The organism is Catelliglobosispora koreensis DSM 44566, assembly GCF_000379685.1.
Lineage (GTDB): Bacteria > Actinomycetota > Actinomycetes > Mycobacteriales > Micromonosporaceae > Catelliglobosispora > Catelliglobosispora koreensis.
Genome location: NZ_KB903253.1, coordinates 157,850 through 176,713, shown reverse-complemented (window position 1 = coordinate 176,713; position 18,864 = coordinate 157,850). Strand labels below are relative to the sequence as shown.

Below are 18,864 nucleotides of genomic sequence, written 5' to 3'. Positions count from 1 at the left end.
TCAGTCGAAGTCGAAGATGGAGTTGCGGTCGTAGAAGTGCAGGATATAGCGGCAGTTCGTGCAGATCAGCAGGGTCATCTTGTGTGAGGTCAAGCCCCACTTGCTGTCGAGACGGCCTTCTTCTTGCTGAAAGCCGGTGCTCTGGCACAGCGGGCACGCGAGCTGCGGTGTCGTCATGAGGTGGCAGCCTAAGGCCATCGGTCAAGCGGCGCTGGTGGCAGGCACGAGGGGCTGCGGGTCTTCGGCCGGGCGGGCACGCAGGTTGCGCACGGCGGGGCTGGTGAGTGCGGCGAGTGTCGCCATCGAAACGATCGCCGCGCAACCGAGCAACGCGTGCCTGGCGCCAACGGCTTCGGAGACGGGGCCGGCGGCAAGCATGCCGAGCGGGCCGAACATCAATGACCCGAGCGCGTCATAGGAACTCACGCGGGACAGGGATTCCGCGGGGATTTCCCGTTGCATCGTGGTGTTCCACAGTACGCCGAAAATGTTGAAGCAGACGCCCATCGCGAACCCGGCGGCGACAGCTATCCACAAAGGAGCGTTGACGCCCAGTGACAGGGACGGCAAGGCGACGGCGAACATCATCAAGGTGGCGACCAGAATCGGCCGCTTCGGGCGCACGCGCATGGCGATGACCGCTCCGGCAAGCATTCCCACGGCCTGGGCGACCAGAATCGCCGACCATGCCTTAGCACCACCGAGTTCGTGCTTGGCCACGACAGGGCCGAGCACACCGTGCGCGGCTTGCATCGCCATCACTAGAACCGAAAACTGGGCTACGACGACCCAAAGCCATTGCCTGCTGTGAAACTCGTGCCAGCCGTCGCGCAGTTCCTTTAGCACCGTTTGCGGTTTCGGGCGGGCGGCCATCGTGGTGCGCCGGCCGAGCGCGGCGATCAGGAAGCCGGCGGCAGCGAACAACAGTCCCGATGTGGCTAGAGCCCAGCCCGCACCGATCAGGGTGACCATCGTGCCACCGGCGACCATGCCGCCAATGCGGGCTGAGTTCATGCCGAGCCCGAGCAAGCCGTTGGCCGACTGAAGCTGGTGCGCTGGAACGACTTCGGGCACGACGCCGATCAAGGCGGGCCAGAAGACCGCTAATCCAATGCCGCCAACGGCTGACGCCAAGGCGAGTGCGGGAAGCGGTGCCCAGTGGGTGAAAAGCATCGCCGATAGCGCCAGGCAGGAAACCGCGTTCATGAGTTCGCCGGTCATCATCACCCGCTGCCGCGGGAACCGGTCCCCGATAACGCCGCCAAACAACATGAAGGCCACCATTGGTGCCGTGTTGGCGGCGAGCACGACTGACAGCGTGGTGGCTGTGGCTCCGGGCAGCTCAAGCACGCCAAACGCCAGCGCCACCGGGGCACAAGAAGCGCCGAAGACGGAAACCGTGCGGGCGGCTAGCAGCAGGCTGAACTTGCGGTCTTTGAGCAGGCTCAGGTCCTGGCGATACGACACGTGCCGACTCTAGCGCGGCAACGGGCGGGGGCCGGTCCCCTCTGCTGTTGGCAGAGGGGACCGAACTGCGATTTACTAGACCGTGCCGATGATCTGCAGGTCCGACAGCTGAGCCGCGGGCCAGCCGGTGTTGGCGGTGAAGGTGAGCCGGACATAGCGGGCCGTCGTATTTGCAGGCAGGTTCACGGTCACGGACCCTCCAGCGGGGAACGAATAACTCGCCGAGCCCACGATGGTGGTGTACGAGGAGCCGTTGGTGCTGCCCGAAAGGGACAGTGTCTGATTGCGTGAACCCCAGCCCGGTGGCACCCGCAGGACAAGGGAAGTCAGCGAGCACAACGAGCCCAGGTCGACCGTGATGCTTTGCGGGAAGGCGTTATTGGGGCTTTCCCAGTAGCTGTTGACATCAGCGTCGACCGTGTTGGACGGCACGTAGTTTTGCGTATGCGAAGCGGTGACAGGCTTGCCCAGCGCGAGGTTGGACGATCCGCCCACGCCACTGCCGGACAGCGCCACGGTCAGACCGTTCACCGTCAGGTTGCCTGACTTGGCACCGGCTGAGGTTGGGCTAAACGTCACGCTGATGTTGCATGACGCTCCGGCCGCGAGCGTGGAGCCGCAGCTGTTCGTCTGGGCGAACTGCGCTGGAGCGCTCACGCTGACCGATCCGGCCGCGGTGCCGGTGTTGGACAGCACGACCGTTTGCGGATTGCTTGTGCTGCCCACGTTGACCGAGCCGAAGTTCAGCGAGACCGGTGACACCCCGAACACGGGACCGCCACCAGCGCCGCCGAAGATCTGCAACTCCGACAGCTGACCGGCGGGCCAGCCCGTGTTCGCCGTTATCGTCACGCGCACATAGCGGACCGCCGCCGCCGTGAACGCGATGTTGACCGTGTTGCCGGTCGCCGGGTCAAACACCCGTCCCGCTGACGGGGAAAGGGTTGTCCAGTTGGACCCATCGGTGCTGCCTTGCACGGTCAGCGTCTGGGTCCGGGTCGCCCACGCGGCTGGTGGTGGCAGCTTCAGCGTTACCGAAGCGACCGAGGACGGTGCCGTGAGATCGACCTGAATCCACTGTGGGAAGGCGTTGTTGTTGCTTTCCCAATAGCTTGAAGCGTTATCGTCGTTGACGTTGGACGCGGGGAATCCGCCATTGGACGAACTGGCGGTCACCGGTTTACCCAGAGCCAGGTTCGTCGTTGAGCTGACACCTGTGCCGGACAGTGCCACATTGGACGGTGCCACACTGAGCGTCCCGCTCTTGGCCCCGGCCGACGTGGGCACGAACCGCACCTGCACGGTGCATGAAGCACCAGCGCCAAGGGCAGTCGGGCAATTGTTGGTTTGCGTGAACTGCCCGGTCACCGAAAGAGCCGGAACCGGGACGGACGCTGTGCCCGGGTTGCTGATGGTGACGTTCTGCGGGTTCGATGTCGTGCCAACATTCTGGTTGCCGAAACTCAGCGAAGACGGCGAGACGGACAGTCCAGCCGTGTCAGCCATGCCGCGGCCGTTGAAATCAACCCAGTTCACGTTGAGAATGCCGCCGGTTCCCGTGCCGCCGGTGGGGTTCTTGACGACGAAGAACAGCGGGCCACTGACAGTTGATGCCGGTATGGCAACCGTGAAGTCAGCGTAGGTCTGCCAGGCACCCGTCGATCCGACGGTCGCTGTCGCGAGCAACGTGCCGCTCGCTGAACCGGTGCGGACCTCGATGCGACCACCGCCGGGGGAAGCGGCGCGGAACCGGATCGAGTCTATATTGGACAGATTCACGGGCGTGTAGGACCAGTAGTCGCCGTCCTCGATGAAACCGATGTTCTGGAACCCTCCAGCGGTATCACCGGTTGCCTCACGGACGACTCCGGGGTCACCTGTTCCGATGCCGCCGGGGGCTCGCCCCGTACCAGAGAAGTGTTCTGCTTGTTTGTGTTTGGGTTGCAGGACCTTGTTGGATCTGCCAACCAGGCCACCGTTGTCGGTGTAGGCCGCTTCGAAGACGGAGAAGACGTTAGCGTCATCGCCGTGCCCCGAATTCGAGGCGGTGGCGACGCTTCCGGAACAGCCAGTGTAGTTCTGAATCGGGTGGCCGTGCTCATCGTGGCCGAGGTAGTACTGCAGCACGAGCCGCGTGCAGTTGATGGTCTCGTCCGGATCGGTGACCGTTGTGGTGTAACGGATCTGATCGCCCCAGGCGAAGAAGCCGCCGTCGAGCGGATACGTCATGTTCACGGCCGGGACCGTGTTGCCCACGCTGATCGGAACGCTTGCCGTGCCGGTCTTTCCGCCCGGATCCCGGACCGTGAGCACCGCCGTGTAGTTGCCCGCGATGCTGTAGGTCTTGGACGGGTTGGCCGCCGTTGACGTGGTGCCGTCACCGAACGCCCACGAATACGTGATGACTTGGCCGCCCGGATCGTTTGATCCCGCACTGGAGAACTGCACCGTCAGCGGAGTCGGGCCGCTTGTCGGCGTCGCACTCGCGACGGCGATCGGTGCCGCGTCGCCTGGCAGGTAGTCGATCCGGTAGACGCCAGAGTCGGCGTTGTTGCCGCCGAAACCGGTGCCCCACTCGATCAGGTACATCGCGCCATCCGGGCCAAACTCCAAGTCCATGGGGCGCAACACGTTCATGCCAGCGAACAGCTGGTTGATGTCCACAAGCGACCTTCCATCCGCGGTCACCTGCATCGTGTACATCTTGTTCTGGTTCCACTCGCCAAACAGCGCCTTGCCATCCCAGTAGGCAGGCCACTTGCGCGAGGAGTTCAGCGAAGCGTTGTAGCGGTAGACCGGGCCGCCCATCGGCGCACCGCCGCCACCGATTTCCGGGAACAGCGGATTGCCGCCGTAGTCATAGTCCACGGTAGCGGGTTTGGCGGGCGGAAGGTTCTGCAGCCCGGTGTTGTTGGGGGAGTTGTTAACTGGCGCGTTGCAGTTGTGCGCGCCGTTACTCGGGCCAGACGGGAACGTCCAGTCGTGATAGGCATAGTTGTTGCCATGGCAATAAGGCCAGCCATAGTTTCCCGCCGTCACGACGTTCCACTCGACGGTCCCTTCAGGACCGCGATTGGCGTTGGGAGCGCCCGCATCCGGTCCATAGTCCGCCGCGTAGAGCGTATTCGTCGCCTTGTCGACGCCGATGCGGAACGGGTTGCGGAAGCCCATCGCGAAGATTTCCGGCCGCGTGTTCGCCGTCCCCGATGGGAAGAGGTTGCCAGCCGGAATGGTGTAGGTGCCGTTGGCCTGAGGCGTTATCCGGATTATCTTGCCGCGCAAATCATTCGTGTTGCCAGACGTGCGCTGCGCGTCGAAGTCCTGCCGCCCGGATCGTTCGTCCAGTGGCGAGTAACCGTCTGACTCAAACGGGTTGGTGTTGTCACCCGTTGCCAGGTAAAGGTTTCCGGCCGCGTCAAAGGTCATGCTCCCGCCAGCGTGACAGCACGTGTTGCGCTGCGTGGTGACTTGCAGCAGAACAGCTTCAGTGGAAAGGCTGAGGCTGTTGCCCGACACGGTAAAGCGGGAGATCTGATTGCGCGGGCCGCCGGTGTTGGGCGAGTAATAAAGGTAAATGAACCCGTTGCTGGCGAAGTTGGGATCGAGCCGGATGCCCAGCAGCCCATCCTCGTTACCCGTGAAGACGGGAAGCGTCGCCGCTGTGACGGTTCCGCCCGCGGGCAGAATGATCTGCACCCGCCCGTCGCGCTCGATGTAGAACACGCGGCCGTCGGGAGCGACGTCAAGCTCCATCGGGTTATTCGTGTTGGAGTCGATCGCGATCTTTTGGAAGCTGCCGTTCAGGCTCGCTTTGCAATCGCTGGCGACAGCGTCAGCGGTCGTGTTGATCCCGCCGAGCAGGTGATTGCGGAACGCGGTGTCGTTAAAGGTCTCGTTGGCGTGGCCAAGGCCGGTGTACCAAGACTTTCCGCCATCGAACTCTTGGCACCAGGAAATAGGATGGTCAAACCCCATGGGTGTACCAGGTGAGTACGTCTTCTCATCCAGCGACGCCAGCACGTGGACCCTCGGGCGCGGGTTGGCCTGGAAGTTGTACCACTCGTCCGTGCGCGTCCACTTGGCCGGGAGCCCACTCGTCGAAGCGTGCGCCGGGTCTTCCACTTTGACCGTGGCACTTTGGACGGCCGGGTGACTGGAGAAGTAGGCGCCCGCTAGGTTGCCGTACCACGCCCAGCCGTATTCGGTATCGGCCGCGGCATGAATGCCGACGTAACCGCCGCCCGCGCGGATATACCGCTCGAACGCGGCTTGCTGTGTGGCGTCGAGGACGTCACCGGTGGTGCTGAGCCAGACCACGGTGGCGTAGTTGGCCAGGTTGGCGTCGTTGAATTGGGCGGCGTCTTCCGTCGCCACCACCGTGAAGTTGTTCGCCGTTCCGAGAGCCTGGATCGCGGCGATTCCAGCCGGGATCGAGTCATGCCGGAAGCCGGCTGTCTTCGAAAAGACTAGGACAGAGAAAGCGGCAGCCTGCGCGGGTGCCGGTGCCAGCAGGAACGCGGACGCTAGCACCACGCACGCGAGGACGCGGCGTAAGGCAGACACGGATGATCTCCTTGCCAGGTAAGCCCGGTTGAGCGGAGACCGGAGGGATGGGGACGGTTATGTTCAATGAATAAACTAATTCAATCAATGCAGAAGTCAATCCAAAGTGGAGCAAGAAATTTACAGGCGTGATGTTGCACGGGGCTGCTACGTTGCCTGACGTGCCGTTTTTCGCGCTGTTGTTCTTGCTGGCTGATCAGCCGCACTGGACCAGTGCGGTCGTCCTGACCGTCGCGGCGATCTGCCTCGCGATCTTTATGCGGCCCGTGATCGCGGCGGTCGCCGCACCTTCGACCGGGTTCGGGTCAAGCCACCGGCGACCGGTTTATCTGCGTCAGCGTGATCCCGACGCCGCTGGTCACCCCCGCCCTCGCGCTCCAGGGCGCTAGCCGTCGCGCTTTCCTGTCCCACGCCATGATCGTGGGCTTTGAAGCGCTGCGCTGGTCCTCTTTCCTTGCCTAGCTCTGGAGTCTTCCTGTGTTCGATTTCCTTGCCGTGCCCATGAACTACGCCGTCACCAACCTGGCCGTCATCGCCGGTGTGCCGTTGGCCATCGTCCTGGCGACCCTGCTCGCCCGGGTCATCCTGCTGCCGCTGGGCTATGCCCAGCATCGCGCCGACCAGCGTCGCACTGACCTCCTTGGCCGCGCGGCCAAGCTGCCGGAGGCCGAACGCGTCCAGCTGCTGCAAGCGGAGGGAGGCAACCTCGCGCGCGGCTGTCTGCCGATGCTGTTGCAGATTCCGGTCTTCGCCGCGATGTATTCGCTGTTCGTCTCGCCAACCGTCGGCGGCTCGGCCAACGTTTTGCTGACGGAGACCATGTTTGGCGTTCCGCTGGGGAGCCATCTCAATTCCACCAGTGCGATGGTGTTCCTGGGCCTGATCGCCCTCATGGCACTGGTTGGTTATCTGTCCACACGCACCCTTCCCGTCAAGCCGACGGGAATCTTCAAGGCACTGCCTTATGTCTCAACAGTTTTCGCGTTGTTCCTGCCACTGGCCGCGACGCTCTATCTGGTCACGACAACAACGTGGACAGTCGTGCAGACCGTCGCCTTGCGCCAATTCGCCCCGTGAGCGGTCGGCGGCGCCCACGTCTCGTGGGCGCCGCCTCCCTAGTGCTAGCCGCCGTAGACCTCGGCTATATCCAGGTATGCCTGGTCGAAGCGAGCCATCGCCGCCTCGATGTTCGGCTGTGGTTCCGGGTCGCCTAGTGCCTTCTGCATGAGAGCGTGCCCGGCGATGAGGTTCTCCCCGGCGGACTTGAGCGCCGCGTTGCCCGTTGAATCCGGGAAGAACTCGCCCTTCTTCAGATCAGCCCAGCCAACGCTTTCCAGCTCGACTCCTGACGCCGCGCTGATGTCGGCGGCTTTGAAGAACGACTCCTGAGCCAGCGCCCGCAAGTGCTTGATCTCCTTGGGATCGGTGCTGAGCGCGGCTTGGCCGAGCAAGCCCAGGCCTTCGCCCCACCCTCGGACGTAATCGTGCCGTTGCCAGATGTCCAGCTCGTCCCACGGATCGAAGGCCACGGGGCAGGAGAGGCACTCCGGCGGCCAAGGCGGTTTGGGCGCTAGTTCCGGCAGGACGATGGTGAAGCAGTCGAAGATGGGCCGACCGCCGAACTCGCCTACCTGAAAGCACACCCGAATCGCCTGGCCGCCGGCGTTAGCCGGACCGGCAGGAACCAGGAACGTGGCGCTAAGCATCAGCGCCGCGGCTAGCAGCAACCGCCTGAATACGTTCATACTTGCCTCCTTCTATAAAGAGAGCGATCGATGTTGGCACGGTAGCGGCTAGCGGCGGGCGGCACTCGTGACTGACCCTTACACGACACCATGACCCGCGAACAAGATCCCAAAGGCCTTGAAGCCCAGCTCGGCTGAAGCGTTGCTATATTTCACCGGTGCTGAAACGGGTACTGGTCGCTGTCAAGCCCCACTGGGCGTTCGCCGTCGCGCTCGGCGTGGCCGCGTTGATCCGGCTGCTCGTGCTCGTCGCTTACCGCCCGGCATTGTGGTACGGCGACACGCCTGAATACCTTGGCAGCGCCAAAGAACTGGCGATTCCGCCGGTGCACCAAATTGGCTACCCGGTATTCCTCTCAATCACCCATTTCGAGGGCGTCACGGTCGCGACCGTGACAGCGGCACAGCACCTTATTGGGCTTGCCTTGGCGATACTCTGTTACGCCTTTCTGCAGCGCCGCCACGTCCCCAGGTGGCTGTCGATCGCGGGCGTTTCACCGCTGCTATTCGACGGGTTCCTCATCACCATGGAACAGTTCGTCATGGCGGACACCTTGTTCCTGGCGTTGTTGCTGACCGGGCTGGTGATGCTGTTCTGGGACGAGCGGCCAACAGTGTGGCTCGCGTTTGGGGCGGGTGCGTTTCTGGCCGCCGCCACTCTCACCCGGGTAATCGGGCTTCCGGTGGCGCTGCTAGCCGTTATTTACGTGCTATTGCGGCGCGCGGGATGGCGTCCAATGCTCACGCTCGCGGCGACAATGGCGATCCCCCTAGCCGCCTATGTGATGCTGTTCCATCAGAAGTACGGAACCTACGGTTTCAGCACCCATCAAGGCGGCTTCTTTTATGCGCGGGTAGCCACCTTCGTCGACTGCGACAAGCTGCAAGTCGAAGAGCGCCTAATGCGTTTATGCCCAGTGGAACCTCTCGATGCCCGTAAGCACCAGGAGTATTACCTCTGGCAGGCTGGCGCGGTCGCCCAGTGGGGTGAGGCGACCGACATCGGGCAGGAGTTCGCCAGCGCGGCTATAGCCCAGCAGCCCGGCGCCTACCTGAAGGTCGTGGCGCTCGACATGTGGCATTACTTCGATCCGTTCTGGAAGCCGGACCCCACCACGACGAGCTATCGCGTGAGCTATGAGCTGGCGGCCGACCCGGCGACCATTCCCCTGGTCGACGCTTCCACGGGCCGTTACAAGGTCTTAGAGGAATCGCGACGGTCAGCGCTTACCGAGGCGCTCCACTGGTATTCGCTGCACATCAAGACGCCGACGTTCCTGATCCCCATCCTGCTAGCCGTTGTGCTGGTCGCTCTTGCCCGCCGCCGGGACTGGGCCAATGTCGCCGCGGCGCTGATCGTCGCCTCAGGGATGGGAATGGTGCTCGCGATGACGGCGATGGACATGCACGAGCCCCGGTTCCTGCTGCCAACCATTCCGATCGTGGTCCTTGGCGCGACGGTGAGCATTTCCTCGCTGCTTCGCCGCTCACCCGAACGGGCACCAGAGCCAGAAAATCGGCCGGCCGAACTAGCCACAGTGGCGGGTAACTGATGTTCTACGTCATTGGTTCCGGAGCAGCGGGTGTGTCCGCTGCGGTGGCTTTGCTGGCGCAAGGTCACGAGGTCACCATGCTCGACGCTGGCAACAGCCTAGAACGTGAGCGCGCCGAATTGGTACGCCAAATGTCCGAAAAGGACAAAGGCGAGTGGACGGCAGCACAAGTGTCAGCGGTCAAGGACAACATGCGGTCCGGTGCCGCGGGCATTCCGCTCAAATACATCTACGGCTCGGACTATCCGTACCGCGACGGCGAGACCCACCTCCCCAGGCGCGGCAACGACACCGGCCTGCTGCCGTCCTATGCCCAGGGCGGCCTAGCGAGCGTCTGGGGCGCTTCGGTCCTGCCGTATCACGCTAGCGAACTGGGTTCCTGGCCCATCACCTACGAGGACTTGGCACCGCATTACGCCTCGGTGTTCTCCTACCTGCCGCTGTCGGGTGTTGAGGACGGACTGGAACCGCAGTTTCCGTTGTACTCCAGCAAGTTCGGCTCCTTGCCGCAAAGCCGGCAGGCTCAGTTGTTCCTCGCTGACCTGGACCGCAACAAGGAAGCCCTTCACGCGAAAGGCTTTCTCTTTGGCCGGTCCCGGCTGGCGATCGAATCGACCGGGTGTGCCGCGTGCGGCCTGTGCATGTATGGATGCCCCTACGGGCTCATCTACAACCCGGCCTTCACGCTGAGGGACCTGCGCACGAACCCACTTTTCCATTACCAGCCCGGCGTTGTCGTTGAGCGATTCTCCGAGAACGCGGGCGGTGTGCGGATAGAAGCGCGTTCGCTGGCCGACGGTTCGCCGCTGACCTATGAGGGCTCCAGGTTGTTCTCGGGCGCGGGAGTGCTGCCAACGGCCAAACTGTTCCTGGAATCCACCCAGTCTTACGGGCAGAAACTGTCTGTTCTGGACAGTCAGTACTTCTTGCTGCCGATGCTCCGCTACGCCGGTGCGCCTGGGGCGGCGAAAGAGGAGCTGCACACGCTGGCACAAGCGTTCATTGAGATTTTCGATGAACGGATCTCGGCCAACAGCGTCCATTTGCAGGTCTACACCTACAACGACCTCTACCGTCAGGCGATTCAGGCGATGCTGAGGTTCGCCTACCCGCTCTTTAGGCCGATGTCAGACGCGTTCCTGCAACGGATGCTCCTGATCCAGGGCTACCTGCATTCCGACCTGTCGGCCCGCATCGAGCTGACGCTGGACAAGTCCGGAACTCTGGAGATGAACGGCCGGCGCTCGCCCGCGACACGTGCCGCGCTCAAGGGGGTCGTGCGCAAGCTCAGGACGAGCAGGTCGCTGTTGAAGGCCATGCCCATCGGCCCGGGCATGAAGGTCAGCGAGCCGGGCCGGGGATTCCACTCCGGTGGCACGCTTCCCATGCGCAGCCAGCCCGGCCCCTTCGAGACCGACCGGCTTGGCCGCCCGTATGGCTTCGAGCGGGTCCACATCGTTGACTCAAGTGTGCTGCCGACGATCAATGCGAGCACCATCACGCTCACGGTGATGGCGAACGCGCACCGGATCGCTTCCGATCGGAGTCTGTCATGAATGTCGCCGTTACCGGTGCCGGTGGCTATCTCGGTTCTCGGCTCGCCGCCGCGTTCCGCGCGCACGGCGGCAATGTGGACGAACTCAAGCGCTCAGGCGACAACGCCGTCCCGTTCACGCTCGCGGATGGCGCACCCGAGGGCTACTTCCGCGACGCGAAGATCGAGGTTCTCGTGCACTGCGCGTGGGATTTCAGCCTTGTTCGCAAAGAAGATATCTACCGGGTGAATGTCGGCGGCTCGATGAAGCTGCTGGAGCAAGCTCATCGCGAAGGCGTTAAGAAGATCATCTTCATTTCAACCATTAGCGCGTACCCAGGCTGCAAGAGCCTTTACGGTCAGTCGAAGCTCGCGATCGAAGAGCAGGCGCGCCAGTTCGGAGCGATCGTCATCCGCCCCGGGGTCGTGTTTGGCGAGAAGCCAGGGGCGATCGTGGGCGCGATGGCCGCGGCGATGGAAAAGCTGCCTGTGGTCCCCCTGATCGGCAACGGCCGGCAGACCCTTTACCCGTGCCACGAAGATGACCTGGCCCAGCTCGTCATCGCGCTAGCCACTTCCGCCGAGCCGGGCGGCATGCCCATCATCGCCGCCGGTGAGAACGGCTGGACCTTCCGGGAGATCCTGGCAGGCCTCGCCAAGGCGCGCGGTCGCAAGCTCCGGCTGCTGTCCGTGCCGTGGCGAGCGGTCTGGATGCTGATCTGGACGGCGGAACGAGTGGGGCTGCGGCCCGGCTTCCGCAGCGATAGCGTCATCAGCCTGGTGACCCAGAATCCGGCACCGGACTTTGGACCAACCCGCCAAACCCCTGTTACATTCCGCGACTTTTCGGCCCTAACCGGGTCGGCCCAGATGGAGGAAGAGCAATGACCGCGACGTCCGAGATTGAGGTCACGGTGCTCATGCCGTGTCTTAATGAAGCCGAGACGGTGGCCACGTGCGTTCGCAAAGCGGTCGAGGGACTTGAGCGCATCGGTGTGCGTGGAGAGGTCCTGGTTTCCGACAACGGGTCGACCGACGGGTCACAGGCGCTCGCGGTCGAAGCTGGCGCGCGGGTTGTCCATGCCCCGATCCGGGGGTACGGCGGCGCGCTGCTCGCCGGCATCGAAGCCGCTCAGGGCAAATATGTGATCATGGGTGACGCGGACGACTCGTACGACCTGGGAAATCTCGGCCCGTTCATCTCGCAACTGCGAGCGGGCAACGATGTCGTGATGGGCAACCGTTTCCGCGGCGGCATTGAGCGCGGAGCGATGCCCTTCCTGCACAAGTATCTCGGCAACCCGGTGCTGTCGTGGCTCGGCCGAAACCTCTTCGGGCTGAAGAAGATTGGCGACTTCCACTGTGGACTCCGGGGCTTTCACCGCGACCGGATTCAGGCCCTTGGGCTGTGCATGCCCGGCATGGAGTTCGCCAGCGAGCTCGTGATCCGCGCCGCGCTCGCGAATTACTCGATGGCTGAAGTGCCAACAACGTTGCGCCCCGACGGCCGCAGCCGCCCACCGCACCTGCGGACCTGGCGCGACGGCTGGCGTCATCTTCGCTTCCTGCTGGTGTTCGCCCCGAAGCGGACGCTCATCCTGCCCGGCCTGATCTTCACGATCCTGGGCCTGGCCGGCATTGGCTGGCTGCTTCCGGCCGAGCGGCAGATTGGCAGCGTTTCCTTTGACTCCAACGCTTTGGTGTATGCCTGTCTTTCGGTTCTCGTCGGCGTTCAGCTCATGCTGTTTGGGGGATTCGCCAGGCTCTACGGTGTCCAAGAAGGAATCACCAATGAGGACCATCATGCGTGGTGGAGCCGCATTCTCCGGTTCGAAGTCTGTGTCGCGGCGGGGCTGATTCTGATCGCCGCTGGCATCGGTGGCACCGTGTTCGCGCTCAGCACCTGGGGCAACAGCGGCTTTGGGGAGCTCGTGTTGCGCGAGACGATCCGGATCGTGCTGCCATCCGCGACGGCTATCGCGCTCGGTGTCGTCGTCATGTCGTCAGGCTTGTTCGCGAGCCTGCTGTCGCTGCGGGCCGTCTCGGGCTCGGCGCTGCGGCCCAGCACGGACAGCGCTAAGGCCCAAGTGGTCAAGCAAAGCGTGGGCGTCTAAATCCGGTTGCACCGGTCGGTAGGGTCGGAAACGTGCTGATCAGGGAAACGACGGTTGACGATATTCCGGATATTGACGCGATCCGGCGGGCGGCAGAGCCGTGGCATGTAGCGACTATCGAAACACAGCGAGTGTGGTTCGACAGCAATACGCCTGAGTCGAAAGTGCTCCGGCTCTGTGCCGAGGTCGACGGCAGGGTGTTGGGCAGCGGCTGGGCCAAGCTGGACCTGCACGCTGACCAGCCGAATGCGGGCATCATGGCGCTTGGTGTGCATCCGACAGTGCAGCGGCAGGGGATCGGGGCGGCGCTGCTGGCTCGGTTTGAGGAGCATCTGCGCGGGATCGGTGCCAGCCAGCTGCAGGTCTACCTGGTCGTGAACGACGACTCGGTCGCCTTCGCTGAAAATCATGGGTTCGTGCTTGGCGCCACGAATAGGTGGATCGTCCTGGACCCGCGCGTCCTTCCACCCATGCCCGAAATCCCCAGCGGGGTAACGATTTTGACGGCCGCTGAGGCGGGACCGCAGCCGTGGTATGACGTCGTCGACGTGGCTGCCCGCGACGAGCCAGGCGACGTCGCCTTCACGGGAATGCCTTATGAGGAGTGGTTTGACAGCCAGTGGGTGACGCTCGACAAAGAGCTGAGCCTGATCGCTTTCGTCGACGGCAAACCGGCGGCGGCCACGGCACTGATCACGAATCACGAGACCGGCAAAGCGATGTCTGGCGGCACGGACAACCTGCGCGAGTTTCGCGGGCGCGGCCTGGTGAAGCTGATCAAAGCGAAGTCGCTGGAACTGGCCGCTCAGGCGGGGATTACCGCCGCATACACCGGAAACGACGAGGTCAACGCTCCTATGCGGGCGATCAATGCCTGGCTGGGCTATGAGTTCGTTGGTGAGACCCGTTCCGCTATCAAGAAGTTCGCCTAGTATCGCGGAGTGAGCCAGCGACGGATCTCCGAGACGCGCGTCATCAATGCCCCGGCAGCCGAACTCTTCGAGCTGCTGGCAGATCCGCAGCAGCATCCGGTCATCGACGGCTCAGGTTCGGTGATCGCGGCCCGGGGCAGCAAACGCCGGCTCGCGCTGGGCATGAAGTTTGGCATGGACATGCGCATGGGGGCGCCCTACAAAATCCTCAACACGGTGGTGGAGTTTGAGGAAGGGCGCCTCATCGCCTGGCGCCACTTCAACGGCCACCGCTGGCGGTGGGAGTTTGAGCCCCGAGGCGACGCCCAGACGGCCGTCACCGAAACCTTCGACTGGTCCACGGCCAACTATCCCTGGCTCATCGGCATCAGCTGGTTCCCACGGCGCAACCGCAAAGCGATCCACGAGACGCTGAACAACCTCGAGCGGCTCTATTCCTGACCGTCCAACCAAGCACTTGCTTGTTCGACGAATTCGCCATAACTTCGTCTGTGTGCGGATTGGAATGATGATCAGCTACGCCGGTGGGTTCGAACAAGCCGTCGCGGAACTAGCCGACTATGAGGCAGCCGGGCTTGACCTGGCCGTCGTGCCCGAGGCTTACAGCTTTGACGCCGTCAGCCTGCTCGGGTTCGTCGCCGCCCGGACGACCCGGGTGCAGCTCGCTTCGGGGATTATGCAGCTCTATACCCGCACGCCCACGCTGACCGCGATGACCGCCGCTGGGCTGGACTTCGTCTCCGGCGGGCGGTTCAACCTGGGCATCGGCAGCTCGGGTCCGCAAGTCATCGAGGGCTTCCACGGCGTACCCTTCGAGGCTCCTCTGGGCCGTACGCGTGAAGTGATCGAAATCTGCCGCAAGGTGTGGCGCCGTGAGGTGCTCGTGCACAACGGCAAGTACTACCAAGTGCCCCTGCCCGGAGGCACCGGCCTCGGCAAGCCGCTGAAGATAATCAACAAGCCGGTGCGTGACCGGATCCCGGTGATCCTGGGTGCCGTGGGTCCCAAGAATGTCGCGCTGGCGGCCGAAATCGCTGAAGGCTGGCAGCCCCTGTTCTACTACCCGGAAAAGGCGCACCACGTGTGGGGCGAGCCGCTCAAGGCTGGACTGTCCAAACGCGACCCCGCGCTCGGCTCGCTCGACATCCTCGTGACCGCGCCCTTCGCCATCACTGACCGGCCCGAGCACGTGTGGGAGGGGCACCGGCAGGCGCTCGCGCTCTACATCGGCGGCATGGGAGCCAAGGAGAAGAACTTCTCCAACGAATTGGTGCGCCGCTACGGGTACGCCCAAGAAGCGCAAAAAATCCAGGAGCTGTTCCTGAGCGGCCGCAAAGCGGAGGCGGCGGCCGTCGTCCCGGATGAGCTGGTGCACAACACGTGCATCGCCGGGCCGCTGTCCTATGTGAAGGACCGGCTCGCCGCCTTTAAGGCCGCTGGTGTTACTACCCTTCAGATTTCACCGATGGCGCAGACGCACGCTGATCGGGTGCGTGACCTCGCGTCACTGAAGTCCATTGTGGATGGCGGTAGTTAGCTCACCTGTCGCTGTGTCGCCGTCCAGGGACCAGACCATGGAGCCGCCGAGCCCGTTGGTCTTGATATACGCGCACTTCTGGGCGATGACCTGTGGAGTGTCGTAGGACCAGAAGTTGGTGCCGCTCAGTTTCCAAGAGGCGACCGCGGTCGGGTCGTAGAAGACCGTGCCTGTCTTGGTGACCAGCTTCTTGTAGTCTTCCGTGCCGTCTTCGAACGTGCCCCGGGCCGGTCCAGTGGACGGTTGCCCAAGTCCGTTGTTGGTGCTGCTCACGCCAGCCCAGCCCTTACCGTAGTAGGGAATGCCGAGCACGAGTTTGCTGGCTGGTGCGCCGCCAGCGAGATAGGTGTCGATGGCGAGGTCAACGCTGAAAGTTGAGCCGCTGACCGGGTAAAGGTTGGAGGCGTGCCCGGTGACCGGGTTCCACGGGCCGGTCAGGTCGTAGCCCTGGATCGTCGCGAAGTCCAATGACGACAGCAGGGGCGCGATCTCGATGCCAGCCGCGATCTTTGCCGGGTCGGCCGGGAGGAACGCGGTCAGCGAGAACGTGCGGCCGACCTGAGCGCCGTAGGCGTTGAGCTGGCTACGGAACTCCTGAGCGAGAAGGGTCAGGTTGTGCTTGTCCTCGGGCCGCACGATGTTGCCCACGTTGCCTTCTGAGCCGGGCCATTCCCAGTCGAGGTCGATGCCGTCGAAGACGCCGTAACCACTGCCCACGCCCCCGCGCGTCGAGTTACCAATGAACGGGAGGTCGCCCTTGAGGTAGAGGTCGATGCAGCTGGAAACCATCGCCGCGCGCGAAGCCGGGGTCAGCGCCGCGTCGGAGAAGTACTTCGACCAGGTCCAGCCGCCGAGCGAGATCTGGACTTTCAGGTTCGGGTACATCGCCTTGAGTTTCTTGAGCTGGTTGAAGCTTCCGGCGAGTGGCTGGTTGTAGACATCGCCCACGCCGTCAACGGATTCGCCGGCCTTGAAACCCTTTTGGTAATCCGCCCAGGCGTCACCGACGCCAGCTTCGTTGGCCTCGAAGCACTTTCCGTCCGCGCCAACGTTGCCGAAGGCGTAGTTGATGTGGGTGAGCTTGCCCGCCATGCCTGAGGTGTGCAGGCTCTTCACGGTGAAGTTGCGCCGGTAGATGCCCCACTGCGTGAAGTAGCCGACCTTCACGAATGGCGCAGCGGCCGCCGACGGTAGGTCAGCGGCCGCTGCGACTGGGGAGGAGTGAACAGCTACCAGCGCGGCAGGAGTTACCAGCAACGCGATCAGGGTGCGCCTGAAGGTATTTATCATATTAAAGATAGTTATCTTTAATAATTTTCAGCGGATCGTCCAAATGGGGGAGGCGGCCGGTGCGGACGCGAGAAAGGGGCGGGGGATTCACCACGCCGCACCGGCCAGAGCAAAGCCTCTATTCCAGTTCGGACAGTCGCGCTAGTTCCAGCTTGCGCCGGCGGTTGAGCAGGAACAGCACCACGGCGCCGACGGCGATGATGGTGACGCCGGAAACCGCGATGGTGCCGACGGCTGCGCCGGTGGTGGGCAGCCCCGGCGTGCCGGGGGTGCTGTTGCTCGGCGAACCGCCTGGATCGCCGGGCGTGCTGCTGCTCGGGCTTGGGCTGGGGTCCGGCGACGGGCTCTGCGACCCGCCAGCGGGACAGGTGTGCGTCAGCACGAACTGCGACGCGGTCCCAGTGATTTCGGCCGACGCCCCGGTCAAGGTGTAGCCGGCTGGAAGCGCGATGTAGGCCTTGCTGTGACCGGACAGGTAGATGGCCCCACCGTCGGTCGGGATAGTGAACGTTTTCGGACCGTCAGGCGTAGAGAACTGAGCGGTGACGGTGACGAAGTCACCGGTCGTGTCGTGGTTGCCAGCGAGGTTGAAGACCCAGACATCTTTATCGCCATATGGCCCGCCCGGAACGCCGCCGCACTCGTGGTCGCTGTGACCGACGGCCGTGGTCGGCACGTTGCCGGGATTGATGTTAATCGTCATGTTCGCCCATGCCGGGCTGGCAAAGGCCATAATGCCCGCAGCCGCGATGCCGGCTAGCAGGCTGGGGAGCCTGAAGAGACGCATGTAAGGGTTCCTTGTCGAAGGCTGGTGAGGGTTCACCTCCTACAGCGCCACGACCCGGCTTTGTGTCACCGCTTGGCGTTACTGGGTGGTGCGGACGGGCGTCCGCCAGGGACCTGGCCGTCGTTGCCTGGGGTGTGCGACTTCTCAGGCTTCGGCTTGTCCGGCAGAGCCGCGCAGTACGCGTCTACCTGATTCGCCCCGCCCGCGGCGGCCACGAGCCGCTCGAACGCGGGGCTTTCGAGCGCCTTCGCGCGGTCTTCGCTCGACTTGGCGAGATAGGCGTGGCAAAGGCCCTTAACCATTTCCGCCGCCTCATCGGAGGCGGAGGGCGCGGCCGATGGCGTTACCGAGCCAGCCGATGGGTGCACGCTAGGCACGGGAGACGACACCGTCGGAACCGGCGTCGGGCGGAAGGGAGAGGGGATGATTCCCGTCCCCGACGCGAACGCGAGTCCGCCCGCCGTCACCAGGGCGACGACCGCGCTGACCTTGAGAACGAGCATCCGGCGCAGCCTGTGCGGCCGCTGCATCGGATTGCGCCGGGCGGCCAGGAACGCGGCGACCGCGGCTGACTCGCCCGCCAGCTCGCCGGGCAGGGCCGGGCCGGCAGCGCTGGACAGCAGGGCAGACAGCTCGGGATGAGCGGTCGACGAAGCGCCGCTAAGCAGTCGCTCAGCGGTTTCGCGATCAAGGTGGCGCGGGTGCTCGGTCATCTCATCCCCTTCAGCGTCTAGTCCCACGGTTCATGTCACTCTTCCGTGCCCGGAATGTGCTGCCCAAGCGCTTCGCTTAGGCGTCGTAACCCCCTGTAAGCGGCAGTGCGGACCGCTCCGGCGCGCTTACCCAAGACCTTGGCGGATGACTCCGCGTCCAGTCCGATCACGACCCGCAGCAGGATGGCCTCTGCCTGGTCCGGCGGCAGTGACGCGATCAGCGCCATCGCCTCCGAAGTAGACACGAGCTGCATCGCCTGGTCCTCGGTCACCTCCCGGTCGGGCAGATCGGCCAGCGTTTCCACCGGTGTCGCCACGGAGGGGCGCCTCTGATGGTGCCGCAGGTGATCTAGCGCACGGTGACGGGCAATCGTGATGGTCCACCGACGGAAACCGTTGCTGTCCCCACGGAAGGTATGAAGGTCCTTGACGATATGCAGCCAGGTCTCGGAAGCTACGTCTTCAGCATCAGCACCAACGAGTACTTGGAGATAGCGCAACATACCGGGCTGAATGGCTTGATATAGGGCGCGAAATGCCTGGTCGTCACCTTCGCGGGCAGCGCTGAGCGCAGACGCCAATTCGTCTGGCTGAGCATGGCCTGGCCCGGTCGCGGTCACCCGAGGATT

At 63.8% G+C, this 18,864-nt stretch carries 17 protein-coding genes; 9 read left to right on the top strand and 8 right to left on the bottom strand.

Translation table 11 applies throughout. The features are described 5' to 3' along the window. The 3 genes from A3E1_RS47695 to A3E1_RS40285 form a co-directional block, all read right to left on the bottom strand. On the bottom strand, positions 1-177 hold the full coding sequence (locus A3E1_RS47695; RefSeq protein ID WP_020521521.1) for a hypothetical protein: 177 nt from the start codon (positions 175-177) through the stop codon (positions 1-3). Positions 178-201: 24 nt separating this feature from the next. After that, entirely contained in the window at positions 202-1,467 is a 1,266-nt protein-coding gene (locus tag A3E1_RS40290) for an MFS transporter (RefSeq protein WP_020521520.1), read from the bottom strand. Positions 1,468-1,542: 75 nt separating this feature from the next. Next, positions 1,543-6,030, bottom strand: coding sequence for a ThuA domain-containing protein (locus A3E1_RS40285; RefSeq protein ID WP_020521519.1), 4,488 nt, complete (start codon positions 6,028-6,030; stop codon positions 1,543-1,545). A gap of 161 nt (positions 6,031-6,191) precedes the next feature. Between A3E1_RS40285 and A3E1_RS40280 the strand changes: the two genes are divergently transcribed. Both A3E1_RS40280 and A3E1_RS40275 read left to right on the top strand, forming a co-directional pair. Next, entirely contained in the window at positions 6,192-6,419 is a 228-nt protein-coding gene (locus tag A3E1_RS40280) for a DUF6412 domain-containing protein (protein WP_157631519.1), read from the top strand. Between the two features lie 88 nt (positions 6,420-6,507). Next, the gene (locus A3E1_RS40275; RefSeq protein ID WP_020521517.1) at positions 6,508-7,107 is read left to right on the top strand and encodes a YidC/Oxa1 family membrane protein insertase; all 600 of its coding nucleotides are present in this window, start codon (positions 6,508-6,510) and stop codon (positions 7,105-7,107) included. A 44-nt stretch (positions 7,108-7,151) separates the two neighbouring features. Here the strand turns inward: A3E1_RS40275 and A3E1_RS0114565 are convergent, their stop codons facing one another. Beyond that, on the bottom strand, positions 7,152-7,775 hold the full coding sequence (locus tag A3E1_RS0114565) for a hypothetical protein (protein ID WP_020521516.1): 624 nt from the start codon (positions 7,773-7,775) through the stop codon (positions 7,152-7,154). A gap of 158 nt (positions 7,776-7,933) precedes the next feature. On the opposite strand from A3E1_RS0114565, the gene A3E1_RS44675 reads away from it, so the two are divergent. The 7 genes from A3E1_RS44675 to A3E1_RS0114530 are packed head-to-tail and all read left to right on the top strand — an operon-like array spanning position 7,934 to position 15,445. Then, the gene (locus A3E1_RS44675) at positions 7,934-9,328 is read left to right on the top strand and encodes a hypothetical protein (RefSeq protein ID WP_020521515.1); all 1,395 of its coding nucleotides are present in this window, start codon (positions 7,934-7,936) and stop codon (positions 9,326-9,328) included. 32 nt (positions 9,329-9,360) lie between these two features. Then, on the top strand, positions 9,361-10,884 hold the full coding sequence (locus A3E1_RS0114555) for a GMC oxidoreductase (protein ID WP_157631518.1): 1,524 nt from the start codon (positions 9,361-9,363) through the stop codon (positions 10,882-10,884). Next, entirely contained in the window at positions 10,881-11,750 is an 870-nt protein-coding gene (locus tag A3E1_RS40265; protein ID WP_020521513.1) for an NAD-dependent epimerase/dehydratase family protein, read from the top strand. Before A3E1_RS0114555 ends, A3E1_RS40265 begins: the two co-directional genes overlap by 4 nt. Continuing rightward, positions 11,747-12,976 carry a glycosyltransferase family 2 protein gene (locus A3E1_RS0114545; protein WP_020521512.1) on the top strand — a complete coding sequence of 410 codons (1,230 nt, stop codon included), beginning with the start codon at positions 11,747-11,749 and terminating at the stop codon, positions 12,974-12,976. Before A3E1_RS40265 ends, A3E1_RS0114545 begins: the two co-directional genes overlap by 4 nt. Positions 12,977-13,008: 32 nt before the next feature. Further along, positions 13,009-13,908, top strand: coding sequence for a GNAT family N-acetyltransferase (locus A3E1_RS40260; RefSeq protein ID WP_020521511.1), 900 nt, complete (start codon positions 13,009-13,011; stop codon positions 13,906-13,908). 9 nt (positions 13,909-13,917) lie between these two features. Further along, positions 13,918-14,349, top strand: coding sequence for an SRPBCC family protein (locus A3E1_RS0114535; RefSeq protein ID WP_020521510.1), 432 nt, complete (start codon positions 13,918-13,920; stop codon positions 14,347-14,349). A gap of 52 nt (positions 14,350-14,401) precedes the next feature. Then, complete coding sequence (locus A3E1_RS0114530) at positions 14,402-15,445, top strand: LLM class F420-dependent oxidoreductase (RefSeq protein WP_026208439.1); 1,044 nt, start codon at positions 14,402-14,404, stop codon at positions 15,443-15,445. Here A3E1_RS0114530 and A3E1_RS0114525 read toward each other — a convergent pair. From A3E1_RS0114525 to A3E1_RS0114510, 4 genes are all read right to left on the bottom strand, one after another. After that, positions 15,413-16,735, bottom strand: a complete 1,323-nt coding sequence (locus A3E1_RS0114525; protein WP_020521508.1) for a glycoside hydrolase family 18 protein — start codon at positions 16,733-16,735, stop codon at positions 15,413-15,415. The two genes, A3E1_RS0114530 and A3E1_RS0114525, sit on opposite strands and share 33 nt — an antisense overlap. 118 nt (positions 16,736-16,853) lie before the next feature. After that, a complete protein-coding gene (locus A3E1_RS0114520) occupies positions 16,854-17,522 on the bottom strand; it encodes a hypothetical protein (RefSeq protein ID WP_020521507.1) in 669 nt (222 codons plus the stop codon). A 65-nt stretch (positions 17,523-17,587) separates the two neighbouring features. After that, positions 17,588-18,235, bottom strand: coding sequence for a hypothetical protein (locus A3E1_RS40255; protein ID WP_020521506.1), 648 nt, complete (start codon positions 18,233-18,235; stop codon positions 17,588-17,590). Positions 18,236-18,270: 35 nt separating this feature from the next. Next, positions 18,271-18,855 (bottom strand): RNA polymerase sigma factor, encoded by a 585-nt coding sequence (locus tag A3E1_RS0114510; protein ID WP_020521505.1) that lies wholly within the window; start codon positions 18,853-18,855, stop codon positions 18,271-18,273. Positions 18,856-18,864 lie beyond the last annotated feature (9 nt).

What these genes read in the sequence shown, in the direction of transcription:
- A3E1_RS47695 (WP_020521521.1), bottom strand. Translation starts at nt 177, where the DNA reads ATGACGACACCGCAGCTCGCGTGCCCGCTGTGCCAGAGCACCGGCTTT.
- A3E1_RS0114565 (WP_020521516.1), bottom strand. Translation starts at nt 7,775, where the DNA reads ATGAACGTATTCAGGCGGTTGCTGCTAGCCGCGGCGCTGATGCTTAGC.
- A3E1_RS40265 (WP_020521513.1), top strand. Translation starts at nt 10,881, where the DNA reads ATGAATGTCGCCGTTACCGGTGCCGGTGGCTATCTCGGTTCTCGGCTC.
- A3E1_RS0114545 (WP_020521512.1), top strand. Translation starts at nt 11,747, where the DNA reads ATGACCGCGACGTCCGAGATTGAGGTCACGGTGCTCATGCCGTGTCTT.
- A3E1_RS0114525 (WP_020521508.1), bottom strand. Translation starts at nt 16,735, where the DNA reads ATGATAAATACCTTCAGGCGCACCCTGATCGCGTTGCTGGTAACTCCT.
- A3E1_RS0114520 (WP_020521507.1), bottom strand. Translation starts at nt 17,522, where the DNA reads ATGCGTCTCTTCAGGCTCCCCAGCCTGCTAGCCGGCATCGCGGCTGCG.
- A3E1_RS40255 (WP_020521506.1), bottom strand. Translation starts at nt 18,235, where the DNA reads ATGACCGAGCACCCGCGCCACCTTGATCGCGAAACCGCTGAGCGACTG.